Below are 13,956 nucleotides of genomic sequence, written 5' to 3'. Positions count from 1 at the left end.
CATTAAACCTCACAACACCAAATTAAGGTGATGATTATGAAATATATAATAACGGCACTTATTGCTTTGATGTCGATGTATGCTGTAGCAGAGCCTGATCCAAACTTTCATATTTACTTGATGGTCGGGCAATCAAATATGGAAGGCGCCTCACCGGTTGAACCGCAAGACCGTATCACGAATCCCAGAGTCATGGTATTACAAGACGAATCATGTGGAGGCATCGGATATTACGGTCAATGGCGCGTAGCATCACCGCCTTTAGTTCGTTGTTCTGGCGCTTTAGGCCCCGGCGATAACTTTGGCAAAGTCATGGCAAACAATTCTGATCCGAAGGTAACGATTGGTTTAGTCGGTGCTGCACATGGTGGTCAAAAAATAGAATATTTCCTCAAAAATTGTCGTGATTTTAACGCATGTACACCGACCTTTGGTTCAACACCCAATAATTTTAGGGGTGGCTATCAATGGCTGATCGATCTTGCACGCAGAGCGCAGCAGAGAGGTGTCATAAAAGGTATTATTTTCCATCAAGGTGAAAGTAATACGGGTGATCCGGCTTGGCCCGGACGTGTAAAACAGTTAGTGACCGATATGCGTAACGACTTGGGCCTTGGTAATATTCCTTTCATTGCAGGTGAGCTGCCTTACCCGGCCTGTTGTTCTAGCCATAATCGTTTAATCGCACAATTGCCGTCACTAATTACCAACGCACATGTTGTCAGTGCTGCGGGATTGAATATTCACGATCAATATCATTTTGATTCTGCAGGTGCGCGTGAAATGGGTCGGCGCTATGCAGCCAAAATGTTGCAATTAGTAGATACCGGTGCTGATGATGGCACGGGGAGTAACACGATCGTTGTTCGGTTAAGTGGCGTTGTTGGCGATGAAAGCGTTAACCTGCAAATAGGAGGAACCACAATCAAGCAGTGGACTGCGACAAATTACATGGCTGACTATACTGTAAAAACGAATGCGACCGGTGAAATTCGTGTTGGTTTTACAAATGATGGCGGGAATCGTGATGTTCAAGTGGATTATATTGTCGTCAATGGTGTGGTTCGCCAAGCTGAAGATCAAAACGATAATACAGGCGCATGGGGTAATGGTAGGTGTGGGGGTGGTACATTCTCAGAGTGGCTTCATTGTAATGGCTCGATAGGATTTGGAGCATTAAGATAAGACACCCATACGATGAAAGCTCGCAATGTTCGGGCTGTCGCTACATCACCGGCATGGCAAGACAGACCCTTCGGGGTTGCCGGTGATGATTAACATATGCTTTTCTTGCTGATGCACGAAGCGGGTACATCAGCCCTTCTACGGCTCGGCTTGAGTGCTGATGAGTCACAGGAAGATATCATTTACTATTTTGGGAGTAACCGGTATGTTTAATAAAAAATATTAAACAACTGACGATAAATAATATCACCCAAAAAACCAATTCCAGATATTCTATGTAGTATATAGTGTAAGTTTCACCAACATACTTCTGCCCGTCCAGTACAAACCGTTCATACAACGGATATAATTCTTTAGCAATTATCGTCAGATATAACAGAAATAACATTGATGATATGGCCATTGACAGTAATAACTTCTTTAGAATATTCATTTTAATTTTCACATAGTCACATTGAAAAATCAGGCAATATCCCATTGTAAAAAAACAATAAATGATTAATCACATTTTACATTGCAACATTCTAAATATTCATTGTTTTTAAGGTGGATATACTTACCATCAAATCCTATTATATCTGGTAAATGTAATTCATTCATCTTATGCCCCTTATATAAAAACTCGCCACTAGCCAACACCATTTTTTCTCTATTAAATATCACCATCTTATACATAGGATGTTCAGATGATAATATTTTGAAACCATTGCTATCATCTGGTGCATGAATCCACAGAATGCCACTCACAATTTCTTTTTCAAAAGAATTAGTATTATCAACTTTCACAACCGATAAGAAAAGCAGTGAAAGACAGCCTATGAATGCTAATGAGTATAATATTATATTCTTTAACAACCTCATTTAATTACCTCAAAAACACCTAACTTACCCTTACATATCGATTCTTTTTATCAGCTATGTAAATAAATAAGGATGCGACAGTTATACAAAAAATAATAAGCAGCGTTCTATATGGATTGCTACCACCCCAACTATAAATAAAATAAAATGATATAAGAGAATAAACAATCCATCGGTATGAATTTTTAATAAAAGTAAATAACAGGAGATATGGGATAACTATATATATGTAAGAAAATGCAACAAAAGACAATCCAACACCTCTAGAAATAGGACTAAAGTAATACATATATACTTGAGAGATCATTTCATGAAACATGAAATAAATAACACAAGCCACTATCGATATAAATATTTTTGCAATTATTTCCATAGAAATTTTTCTTTCTGAACATATATACAAAGATTAATTCGAAGCAAACAAAACACCAGTCAATTACCCCTGTTATTATTTTTTATCATTGACATAAGTATTCAAAGAGAGAATTTTCGGCACGTCCAGTTGCAGAAGACCGGCTGTTATGGCGCAGCGACAGTCTTTCCAGTAATGACGCCAAGGTGAGTGAGTAAAAGGTATGATGGTGAGCCTGAACCCTAACGTTGCCATAATAAATTGGGTTGTATTGTACGCTGAATAACCTTCATCCAATTCTCATCTGGCTGATTGTATACCCGTCTTAATCATCAATAGCGCTTCTCTTTTAGATTCCATCAGAAAAGTGAACTGACTCGAAGAACCTCATACTTTTTCCATACTTGCGTCTATTGTACCAGCGTTCGACGTTCATTAATCTAACCCTGTACCGGAAACACTCCGGGACGGGATTGGTCCCCCGTTTTAACCAGTCTAGGCGCATATTGGCGGTTCTCAGTGAACTGTTTTTATGCGACTATCAGTGCCGCCTGAAAATTATGGTGGACTGATTGGGCAGCCTCCGGGCTGGCCGTTTTCCTAGACACGGTAGGACCAAACCCGACTCAGTCCACCACCCAAAGATTGGTCCCTTTGGATGATGGAAAAATTTAACTCAGTCTAGGAGACAACTATGTTCGAAACCATCCACTATGATCCACAACTATCACAAAAAGCCCGTGAATATTTACGCCAACTGGAAGAAATTTTTCTGGCAGAGCAACGGGAAAACCGACAGGAAATGTGTGAAGTTTTACTCTATCTCAATAATTTAATCACCACCCACTATTGTCAGTATCATGAAGACGGGGATGAGCATTTTGTATAAAACATGATTGGTGTTTGTGATCAGCGAGCCGCATTTGCGGCTCGCATATATTTCATATATTGTAACTCTTAGATATAGAGAACTAGAAAATTTAATTATTTGAATTTATCAACGTATTTATGATTTTTAAATGATCATTATTTTTCAAAAAGAATGCATTCCCATCAAAAGCTATGATACTAGTAACATCTAGAAATCCATAATATTTTTTGAAAAAATGAGAGATAAGCTTAGTATCAATATAATAAAAACATTAATGTTAAGCATGTCAAATAATGAATCACATATGTTCCACCAATATATTTATGCCCATTCAGTATCACGATTTCATATAGTGGATATAAGCTTTTTTCAATAGTGATTAAAAATAGCAAAAATAATACTACTGATATAATAATTGATAATAATGCTTTCGTTATAAATTTTATATTACAAAGTCAATTCTCTATCAGATGTTCTATGTTATTTATAATTTCTATATTATTCTCACCTCAATAAATTCTCTCCATTCTTCATTTAAAGGAAGTTGAGATTGTTGTTCACTAGTCAGAGATACCCAATATGGGGTCCATAACCATGTAAACCAAAAATCAACATCACCTTGTAAACTCCCATATTCCTCTGGATTTAAACTAGGAAAAGAAACAGATGGCAATGGTGGTGCTAAATTAAGGCTTTGGATTTTATCTATTAAATCATGATCATTAGATATTATATGAACAACAATGCCATTGAAATCATCTAATAAGTTAATTTTAAATATGCCACCATTATTATCCGATAGATCTTGAGGATGCCTCATCAAATTGACATTAAATGTTGAATATTGATGTAATAGCAATGTAGACAATTCATTAAAATTATTTTTATCAACTAAAAAAAATAGATTATAAGCCTGTTTTTTTAGTTCTTCAGATAAAGTAACCCTAGGATATTCCTTTGAGAAATCAAGTTCTAACGAAGGTTTTTCATCCTGTTTATTATTTCCAAATAAATTTTTAAATAAATTAATTTTCATAAATAAAATCTGCCACCCAATCTGCTCCGAAATAACCTGCTGCGCCAAAGATAATTCCACCAATAGCTCCTGTAATAAAAACCCCAGGACCTGTTTCTATACCTAAAGCAGCGCCAGCTACAACCCCAGCTTTTAATCCAAGACCCCCTGCTCCCCATCCTCCCGATTGGCGAATAACTTCAGCACCTATAGGAGCCATACTCTCAGTTTTAATAGATTCCTTTGTAGCCACTGTAAGATCATATGCCGTAAGAACAATACCAAATAATTGAACAGCTTTCCCCACTCGACCAATATTCTTCACAAAGGTATATGACTCTGGGGTAAAGATAGCTCGAGCAGGCACTTTATTGGCAATTAAAACTTCTTTATCGATATCTCTGACATAGCTAATAATTTGATCAATTCGTTTAACTCTTTTTGGTGCTAACTCTTTATATTTTTCAAGTGCTTCAATAATTTCACGAGTTGAAACCAATTCAGCGCCAGCTTGTTTTGCCTTATTTATATCTATATATATTGGTTTACCTTGGAATCGAGGAGAGCCGTCAGGAAAAAGAGAACTTGTTGAAGTATATTTTGACTTATTAATACCCATAACATGTTCAGCAACTGTGGATGAAGATGATAAGTCTTTTCCACTTAACCCATATCTTTCTGGAAACACTTCTTTTAACATTTTATCTTCAGGTAAATTCATGGCCTTTAAATATGGATCATCTAAACTTGCATATATTTTTCTTGTTAATAGCCCATCAATACCTACTTCATCGACAACTACAAAGAAGAATGCACGACCAGGTATATCAGATGTTGTTACATCTAATAAAGAATTATCAGTATCATTTGTTTCAATGCTATGTTCTAAATTCATTATATTTTAACCTGTTTGATATTTACCATTTTTCTAATGCCTTGACACCAAGTAATAATTTATATTGCCCTTGACCTTCAGTTGGAATTCTTTCTATTTTTCCTGATTTATCTGAAATCCCCTTATAAATTTGGCCAGCACTTGTTTCTATATAATAAGGAACATTCGCCAAAGTTTTGTTTTGAGCATTAACTAAACGAACCTGTTCATCAAAAGGATTTGGTCGACGACCATAACTTACTGGTAATTTCGGCATCTCACCCGCAAACCCACTGCCACTCCCGGCACTACCGCCGGAGTTCAGGTTCACCCCAGCACCGCTGAGGGAGACACCTGACGGGTCAACTTTAACGAAGCTGCCACCGGCTTTAATGTGGATTTCTGTACCCGCTTCATTGACCCACACTTTGCCGGCTTTGACATGCAACTCACCTTCAATCATCAGCGTCTGGCTTTTGGCGATTTTGGTGCGCGCTTCACCGCTGACCGTGTGATGGTCATTGACCTTGATATGGCTGTAGCGGTCATTATCGATGGTGGTACTTTGATTATGTTTGATATGCGTGGTTGCATCGTTTTCAACCAGCGTGTCGGTATCTTTTTGCGCGTGTAGATAGATTTTCTCACTACCCGACTGGTCTTCAAAACTCAGCTCGTTGTAACCGTCGCCTTGGTGAGTCTCGGTGCGGATCACCGTCTTGGTTTTGTGCTCCGGCAGCGTATATGGCGTGACGTTATTGGCATTGTATGTTCGCCCGGTGATAATCGGTTGATCCGGGTCGCCATTAAGGAAATGCACCACCACTTCATGCCCGATACGCGGAATAGCCATCATGCCGTACTGCGCTCCGGCCCAACCTTGTGTCACACGCAACCAGCAAGAGCTTTGCTCATTTGAGCTGCCGTAACGATCCCAAGGGAACTGCACTTTCACCCGGCCATGCTCATCACAGTAGATCTCTTCCCCTTCGGGGCCGACCACTGTCCCCATCGTCGGGAACTTGAGGATCGGTTTACTGCGCGGTGTCATCTGCCACACTTGATCACCGGGAATGGCAGCAAACTGGTTGGCATATGTGGTTGCACCGCTGCCTCCGGACTCTTCCAGTGCCTGCGGCTGGCTGCCCTGATGGGCGACCTGAATCAGCAGATAATTGCGATTCATCTCACTGTCGAAGTGCTCCATCAAATCAAACCGCTGACCGGCCTGAAGCTGTGCGTCGTTACTTTTACCGCTGAAGGTATGTGCTTGTCGGCGCAGCGCTTCAAGGCGGATCTGCGTAAATGCCTGACCCGTGGTGTCGTCTTTAAACCGCCCCGGGTGGTCAAAATGTTCATAGTCACCGCGCTGGTAACTCATATCCGAAGCGGTGGCCGAGTGCGTGATATTGTAAGACGGCTTTTTAAAACTGTAATCGCTCAGCTGCACATCACTGACTTGTGTCTGTTTGTGCTCGGTCAAAGTTGAGACGTAGGGTTGCTCAAACACCCCACCGGACAAGGCGTTATACGGCACCGGCATGGCAAGACGGCCGAACCCTTCGGGATTGTCGGTGATGACTAAAACATGCTTGTCTTGCTGATGCTCAAAGCGGTACATCAGCCCTTCTTCAGCCGCCAGACGGTGGAAGAATTCTAAATCGGTCTCACGGTACTGAACGCAATATTCCCGTTTGGCGCACTCACGCCGCACCGAAAATGCGTAATCATTGATATTCATTTCCTGAAACAGCACCGAGAGAATTTCCGGCACATCCAGTTGTTGGAAGATCCGGCTGTTATGGCGCAGCGACAGTCTTTCCAGTGACGGCACCAAGGTGAGTGAATAAAAGGTATGATGGTGACCGGTATCGCCCCGGCTGAAGTTGCGGATAATGCCGTGAACTTTTTGCACGACCTCATGATCGCGCAGCACTTCAAGCAGTGCGGTGCTATCGACCATCTGCTCGAAACTCAGGTCGCTGTTGCGACTGGCAATATCGATGGTATAGCGATAGCCATAAACCGGCTGGCCTTGATCATAGACTGAATCTGAGATGGACTCGATCCCCTGATAGTCACGGACCACCAATGTCTCATCATTGACACCATCGATGGTAAGCCTGAACCCTAACGTTGCCATAATAAATTGAGTTGTATTGTACGCTGAATAACCTTCACCCAATTCTCATCCGGCTGATTGTATACCCGTCTTAATCATCCAATAGCGCTTCTCTTTTAGATTCCATCAGAAAAGTGAACTGACTCGAAGAACCTCATACTTTTTCCATACTTGCGTCTATTGTACCAGCGTTCGACGTTCATTAATCTAACCCTGTACCGGAAACACTCCGGGAAGGGATTGGTCCCCCGTTGTTAAATACTTGGATAGATAAATACGGTTCTAACCGAGCTGTTTTTATGCGATTATCAGTGCGCCTAAATCATGGTGGGCTGAATCGGGCAGCTTCGGCTGGCCGTCATCCAAGTAGCGGTAGGACCAAACCCGGCTCAGTCCACCACCCAAAGATTGGTCCCTTTCCGTGGTAGAACAACATCATCTATTTTTACTTGGAGTTTATATGTTCGAAACCATCCACTATGATCCACAACTATCACAAAAAGCCCGTGAATATTTACGCCAACTGGAAGAGATTTTTCTGGCGGAACAACGGGAAAACCGACAAGAAATGTGTGAAGTTTTACTCTATCTCAATAACTTAATCACCACCCACTATTGTCAGTATCATGAAGACGGGGATGAAAGTTTTGTATAAAACATGATTGGTGTTTGTGATCAGCGAGCCGCTTTTGCGGCTCGATTTGAACATGATTTATTGGCTCTTGAGCAATTTGCATTAACAATAAAACATGAGTAGTTATGGAACATTTGTATAAGGGTATTCGTCTATATACTTAGAATTAAAAGGCTTGTCAGATTTTTTAACGTGGCATTTTTCTTTACCCGATTTCTTTATTACACAGATACGTAATGAATACGATTCATTATTGTAAGAATAATCGAACGTCACTGTTTGAACAAGTTCTAATTTATTATCATTTATACCTAAGAAGTATTTTTTCTCTTGACCACCAGCACCAGAAAACATTGATATTAAAGATAAATTAACATCATCACCTTTTTCTTCTCTAATGTTTACAACCATATAAACACCCTGAAAATTATAATTTCCAGATTTATACTTATACTTATATTCTCCATCTACATTAAGAAATACCAATATCTCATCATTGGATGGATCATTAATAACAGCGTCTTTAGTCCCATCACGATTCACATCAAAGTAATATATTTCATTTTTATCAGTATGAACCAAATCATTAAAACTAGTCATAGAAACACATCCAGATAACATTATAGTTATCAAGGAAAAGAGCACACTCTTAAATATCACAGAGACACCCGTTTAAATACTTGTTTCGGAATCTTACTCTCATTCCCACGCTCTTTCATTAGCTTAATATAAGTTTGATATGCATCCTTCGCTTTATCTCTATCTTTTTTTCCCCAAAGTGCATCACCTAGATTTATATATGCAACAGTTCTAGAGGGAAAATCTTTAACAATATGTCTAAGGACAAAAATGGATTCTTTGTATGCTCCACGCTTTTCTAGGAAGTAAGCCAAATCATTATACTGAGTTACATTTTTATTAGTTATTTTATACTTATTAATCAATGCTTCATAACGTTGAGTTGTCTCATATGTACTGTATGGTTCTTCACGTACTCTTTGAATAAAGTCATCAATGGATGCCGTTATTTTAAATAATATAGTACATTTTTCATCTCTTTCATCTTCACTAGGAATTTCATGGAGAGATATATTTGATTTAGAGTAGAGCATTTGTAAATCTATATTTTGCTTTACAGTGCAAATATCTACTCGTCCATCTTTATCAAATGAATATCTAACTGTATGAATTGTTTCATCTAGAAAATATTTTTTATTTTCATATGAAATCAGATAATTTATTTCACCATTGCCTGCACCAGGAAAAGAAGTCCTTATATTTAATCTATTACTTTTGTCCGAAGCAGGATAAATATTTGTCATAATATATCCACCATCTTGGGAAAAATTATACCCTTTGAGAGATAGATAATATTTATTATTTTTATTGACAAAGAAATACAACTCATCCCCCATAAATGGTTTACTATAAACAACATAGTCTAATTTACCATCAAAATTAACGTCTATTTTTTTTATCTCATATGACTCTTCATCAAATTTTTGGGGGTCATATAATGTATATGAGAAGACAAACATCGATAATGTTAATCCCAAAATTCCTGTTAAACTATTTATTACTACATTTTTCATAACAAAATATCCCCTTTAAGATCTTGTTATATTTTCTTCTTTCCAGAATCATAAGATATATTTTGTGTATAACGATGGTATAGCGATAGCCATAAACCGGCTGGCCTTGATCATCGACTGAATCTGAGATGGACTCGATCCCCTGATAGTCTCGGACCACCAATGTCTCATCATTGACACCATCGATGGTAAGCCTGAACCCTAACGTTGCCATAATGAATTGAGTTGTATTGTACGCTGAATAACCTTCATCCAATTCTCATCTGGCTGATTGTATACCCGTTTTAATCATCAATAGCGCTTCTCTTTTAGATTCCATCAGAAAAGTGAACTGACTCGAAGAACCTCATACTTTTTCCATACTTGCGTCTATTGTACCTGTGCCCGACGTTCATTAATCTAACCCTGTACCGGAAACACTCCGGGACGGGATTGGTCCCCCGTTTTGAATACTTAGGTGCATAAACAACGGTTCTCAGCGAACTGTTTTTATGCGACTATCAGTGCCGCCTGAAAATTATGGTGGACTGATTGGGCAGCCTCCGGGCTGGCCGTAGCCTAGGTAACGGTAGGACCAAACCCGATACAGTCCACCACCAAAAGATTGGTCCCTTTCCGTGGTGGAACAAAGTCCAACTTTACCTGGGAATTTACTATGTTCGAAACCATCCACTATGATCCACAACTATCACAAAAAGCCCGCGAATATTTACGCCAACTGGAAGAGATTTTTCTGGCGGAACAACGGGAAAACCGACATGAAATGTGTGAAGTTTTACTCTATCTCAATAACTTAATCACCACCCACTATTGTCGGTATCATGAAGACGGGGATGAAAGTCTTTTATAAAAACTAATCTTATAAAAACATGACTGGTATTTGTGATGTGATAATCGAGCTACATTTGTGGCTCGATTATTTTGTATGTGTATTTATTCAAAATCAATAAAGTATTAGCCAATTATCCATATTGCCATTTTTATTAACATAATTATTTAAAGTGACATCTTCTTTGTATAATCGCACGTGAAATATCTTGAATCTCATTTTCAGATCCTAATTCAAGATAATAACTTTTAATATTTTTACACTGTTTATCATCTAAAGAGATAGACAATCGTAATAAAGCCGCTGAATCAGACGGATCTATATCCAACTGCTTCAATGCAATTTCTTTAGCATTACCACTACCTTTTATATACTCTACAATGAAATCTGAAGAAAGTTTTTTATATTCTTCAACTATCTCATGTGCAAAAGAAAAATCCGTGAATAAAAATAGTAATATTATGATCTTTTTCATTTTATGATAACCTCGCCTTTTCCTACAGGAACCGATGATAAAAATGAAGCCCAATCATCAGGATGGATTGTCATACAACCAGCCGATCCTCTCCATGTTTTAGAATACCCCCAATGTATGTGGATATAATTAGCATTTTTTCCATATGATGGGTGATTAGGGTTTATATTTATAGTAGGCACATAACCATTTGAATTTAATACTAATGCAGGCTTTCCTTTATGTAATCCGTGGTCAACACTATATGTACCAGATTGAACATAAGGATAAGCATCTTCCCCCTTAATAGACGAGTTTTTAGGTTTAAATGGATTAGGTTTACTACTACCTCTAACTTTTAGAATTACATTTCCATCGGAGTTTACAATCTCTACTGATTGATTATATGTACCAGTCAGAGTGGTTGGTTTATTAAATATAATTTTCCATAATTTAACTTCATATTTCCACCCATCAACCAAAGCCTCATCTAATGCTTTAATCGAATTTTGACCAACAATACCATCAGCAGCACCTAATTGATAATCTGGATGAACATCATTTTTAGGTTTATAGCTATTTTGAAAAAGTTCTACTTTACTCTTCGTCCCACTCCCAAAATCACCATCAGCACCGGCAGCCCCTAAATCAAACCCAAGCTGAATTAGAGCTTTCTGAATTAACTCAACTTCATCTCCCTTATCACCTTTTCGATAAAATTTACGTTTCTTGACTGCTAGCTTATTGAGTGCTTCTGATGGTTTTAATAAATCTGATTTCAATACTGTTGGAATCACATCTAGCACTAACTGATTGTTCTTCTGCTTTGCCTTATCGTGATCGATGTCTACTTCGATTTTAACCTGAGAGACTTTCTCTACCGGAATATTCTTTTGCTTCACTAAATCATCAATTTTCAGGAAGTGCTCAATCTTCTTCTCAACAACTTTTAGTGCTTCAGAGATTGAATCCAAAATATGCCCTAGTTCATCCATAAGATGAATGGTCGCATTCACCGGAGTCCCATCCGGTAAATTAATTCGTTCACCTAAACGGCATTGACGATGACTCGCAATTTCTGTCAATGGTTTTTTAGTCGGCATAACTTACTCCCAGTTCAACTCGATCCCCATCAGATAACGGCAATTCTGCCATCTCACCCGCAAACCCACTGCCACTCCCGGCACTACCGCCGGAGTTCAGATTCACCCCGGCACCGCTGAGAGAGACACCTGACGGATCGACTTTAACGAAGCTGCCACCGGCTTTGAGGGTGATTTCATTCCCGGCTTCGATGATGACTTGCTCACCGGCTTTGATGTGGATTTCTGTACCCGCGTCATTGACCCACACTTTGCCTGCTTTGACATGCAACTCGCCTTCAATCATCAGCGTCTGGCTTTTGGCGATTTTGGTGCGCGCTTCACCGCTGACCGTGTGATGGTCATTGACCTTGATATGGCTGTAACGGTCATTATCGATGGTGGTACTTTGATTATGTTTGATATGCGTGGTTGCATCGTTTTCAACCAGCGTGTCGGTATCTTTTTGCGCGTGCAGATAGATTTTCTCACTGCCCGACTGGTCTTCAAAACTCAGCTCGTTGTAACCGTCCCCTTGGTGAGTCTCGGTGCGGATCACCGTCTTGGTTTTGTGCTCCGGCAGCGTATATGGCGTGACATTATTAGCATTGTATGTCCGCCCGGTGATAATCGGTTGATCCGGGTCGCCATTAAGGAAATGCACCACCACTTCATGCCCGATGCGCGGAATAGCCATCATCCCGTACTGCGCACCGGCCCAACCTTGTGTCACACGCAACCAGCAAGAGCTTTGCTCATTTGAGCTGCCATAGCGATCCCAAGGGAACTGTACTTTCACCCGGCCATGCTCATCACAGTAGATCTCTTCCCCTTCGGGGCCGACCACTGTCCCCATCGTCGGGAATTTGAGGATCGGTTTACTGCGCGGTGTCATCTGCCACACCTGATCACCGAGAATGGCAGCAAACTGGTTGGCATATGTGGTCGCACCGCTGCCTCCGGACTCTTCCAGCGCCTGCGGCTGGCTGCCCTGATGGGCGACTTGAATCAGCAGATAATTGCGATTCATCTCACTGTCGAAGTGCTCCATCAAATCAAACCGCTGACCAGCCTGAAGCTGTGCGTCGTTACTTTTACCGCTGAAGGTATGTGCTTGTCGGCGCAGCGCTTCAAGGCGGATCTGCGTAAATGCCTGACCCGTGGTGTCATCTTTAAATCGCCCCGGGTGGTCAAAATGTTCATAGTCACCACGCTGGTAACTCATATCCGAAGCCGTCGCTGAGTGAGTGATATTGTAAGACGGCTTTTTAAAACTGTAATCGCTCAGCTGCACATCACTGACTTGTGTCTGTTTGTGCTCGGTCAAAGTTGAGACGTAGGGTTGCTCAAACACCCCACCGGACAAGGCGTTATACGGCACCGGCATGGCAAGACGGCCGAACCCTTCGGGATTGTCGGTGATGACTAAAACATGCTTGTCTTGCTGATGCTCAAAGCGGTACATCAGCCCTTCTTCAGCCGCCAGACGGTGGAAGAATTCTAAATCGGTTTCACGGTACTGAACGCAATATTCGCGTTTGGCGCACTCACGCCGCACCGAAAATGCGTAATCATTGATATTCATTTCCTGAAACAGCACCGAGAGAATTTCCGGCACGTCCAGTTGCTGGAAGATCCGGCTGTTATGGCGCAGCGACAGTCTTTCCAGTGACGGCACCAAGGTAAGTGAATAAAAGGTATGATGGTGACCGGTATCGCCCCGGCTGAAATTGCGGATAATGCCGTGAACTTTTTGCACGACCTCATGATCGCGCAGCACTTCAAGCAGTGCGGTGCTATCGACCATCTGCTCGAAACTCAGGTCGCTGTTGCGACTGGCAATATCGATGGTATAGCGATAGCCATAAACCGGCTGGCCTTGATCATCGACTGAATCTGAGATGGACTCGATCCCCTGATAGTCACGGACCACCAATGTCTCATCATTGACACCATCGATGGTGAGCCTGAACCCTAACGTTGCCATGTAAACACCCTTCGTGTTGCTTTCTTTATGATTGTTGGAACATGGTGACTGGTATTTTTTCAACCAAGCCTTTCCTGATTCACCACGCTACCGCAGCC

Annotated in this window: 12 protein-coding genes and 1 pseudogene; 4 read left to right on the top strand and 9 right to left on the bottom strand. The window is 40.6% G+C overall.

Annotated elements, in window-relative coordinates:
* The first annotated feature begins 36 nt into the window (after positions 1 to 36).
* A complete protein-coding gene (locus VR7878_RS16335; protein ID WP_159440489.1) occupies positions 37 to 1,185 on the top strand; it encodes a sialate O-acetylesterase in 1,149 nt (382 codons plus the stop codon).
* Between the two features lie 498 nt (positions 1,186 to 1,683).
* On the opposite strand, the gene VR7878_RS16325 is transcribed toward VR7878_RS16335, so the two are convergent.
* Positions 1,684 to 2,046 (bottom strand): hypothetical protein, encoded by a 363-nt coding sequence (locus tag VR7878_RS16325; protein ID WP_077337106.1) that lies wholly within the window; start codon positions 2,044 to 2,046, stop codon positions 1,684 to 1,686.
* A gap of 1,046 nt (positions 2,047 to 3,092) precedes the next feature.
* On the opposite strand from VR7878_RS16325, the gene VR7878_RS16320 reads away from it, so the two are divergent.
* Positions 3,093 to 3,287: a hypothetical protein gene (locus VR7878_RS16320; RefSeq protein ID WP_077337105.1), complete on the top strand. Its 195-nt coding sequence runs from the start codon at positions 3,093 to 3,095 to the stop codon at positions 3,285 to 3,287.
* A gap of 475 nt (positions 3,288 to 3,762) precedes the next feature.
* Here VR7878_RS16320 and VR7878_RS16315 read toward each other — a convergent pair whose 3' ends face one another.
* From VR7878_RS16315 to VR7878_RS16305, 3 genes are read right to left on the bottom strand one after another with little or no spacing between them, the layout of a single operon-like run.
* The gene (locus VR7878_RS16315; RefSeq protein ID WP_077337104.1) at positions 3,763 to 4,305 is read right to left on the bottom strand and encodes a hypothetical protein; all 543 of its coding nucleotides are present in this window, start codon (positions 4,303 to 4,305) and stop codon (positions 3,763 to 3,765) included.
* Positions 4,295 to 5,179, bottom strand: coding sequence for a hypothetical protein (locus tag VR7878_RS16310; RefSeq protein ID WP_077337103.1), 885 nt, complete (start codon positions 5,177 to 5,179; stop codon positions 4,295 to 4,297). Before VR7878_RS16310 ends, VR7878_RS16315 begins: the two co-directional genes overlap by 11 nt.
* Positions 5,180 to 5,201: 22 nt before the next feature.
* The gene (locus tag VR7878_RS16305) at positions 5,202 to 7,301 is read right to left on the bottom strand and encodes a type VI secretion system Vgr family protein (protein WP_077337102.1); all 2,100 of its coding nucleotides are present in this window, start codon (positions 7,299 to 7,301) and stop codon (positions 5,202 to 5,204) included.
* Positions 7,302 to 7,740: 439 nt separating this feature from the next.
* On the opposite strand from VR7878_RS16305, the gene VR7878_RS16300 reads away from it, so the two are divergent.
* Positions 7,741 to 7,935, top strand: coding sequence for a hypothetical protein (locus tag VR7878_RS16300; protein ID WP_077337101.1), 195 nt, complete (start codon positions 7,741 to 7,743; stop codon positions 7,933 to 7,935).
* Positions 7,936 to 8,037: 102 nt separating this feature from the next.
* On the opposite strand, the gene VR7878_RS16295 is transcribed toward VR7878_RS16300, so the two are convergent.
* Both VR7878_RS16295 and VR7878_RS16290 read right to left on the bottom strand, forming a co-directional pair.
* Positions 8,038 to 8,514 (bottom strand): hypothetical protein, encoded by a 477-nt coding sequence (locus VR7878_RS16295; protein WP_077337100.1) that lies wholly within the window; start codon positions 8,512 to 8,514, stop codon positions 8,038 to 8,040.
* Positions 8,515 to 8,570: 56 nt separating this feature from the next.
* Positions 8,571 to 9,506, bottom strand: a complete 936-nt coding sequence (locus VR7878_RS16290; RefSeq protein ID WP_139344123.1) for a tetratricopeptide repeat protein — start codon at positions 9,504 to 9,506, stop codon at positions 8,571 to 8,573.
* Positions 9,507 to 10,161: 655 nt separating this feature from the next.
* Here VR7878_RS16290 and VR7878_RS16280 point away from each other — a divergent pair.
* A complete protein-coding gene (locus VR7878_RS16280; RefSeq protein WP_077337097.1) occupies positions 10,162 to 10,356 on the top strand; it encodes a hypothetical protein in 195 nt (64 codons plus the stop codon).
* Positions 10,357 to 10,498: 142 nt separating this feature from the next.
* Here VR7878_RS16280 and VR7878_RS16275 read toward each other — a convergent pair whose 3' ends face one another.
* The 3 genes and pseudogenes from VR7878_RS16275 to VR7878_RS16265 all read right to left on the bottom strand — a co-directional run bounded on the left by VR7878_RS16275 (position 10,499) and on the right by VR7878_RS16265 (position 13,858).
* Positions 10,499 to 10,810 (bottom strand): hypothetical protein, encoded by a 312-nt coding sequence (locus VR7878_RS16275; protein WP_077337096.1) that lies wholly within the window; start codon positions 10,808 to 10,810, stop codon positions 10,499 to 10,501.
* A 419-nt stretch (positions 10,811 to 11,229) separates the two neighbouring features.
* A pseudogene (locus VR7878_RS21650) lies at positions 11,230 to 11,574 on the bottom strand (peptidoglycan-binding domain-containing protein); the annotation flags it as partial.
* 307 nt (positions 11,575 to 11,881) lie between these two features.
* A complete protein-coding gene (locus tag VR7878_RS16265) occupies positions 11,882 to 13,858 on the bottom strand; it encodes a type VI secretion system Vgr family protein (RefSeq protein WP_077337095.1) in 1,977 nt (658 codons plus the stop codon).
* Between the last annotated feature and the right edge of the window lie 98 nt (positions 13,859 to 13,956).

The sequence above is a fragment of the Vibrio ruber DSM 16370 genome, from assembly GCF_900163965.1.
In the GTDB taxonomy this organism is placed as follows: Bacteria; Pseudomonadota; Gammaproteobacteria; order Enterobacterales; family Vibrionaceae; genus Vibrio; species Vibrio ruber.
This window is presented reverse-complemented; position numbering and strand designations above follow the sequence as displayed.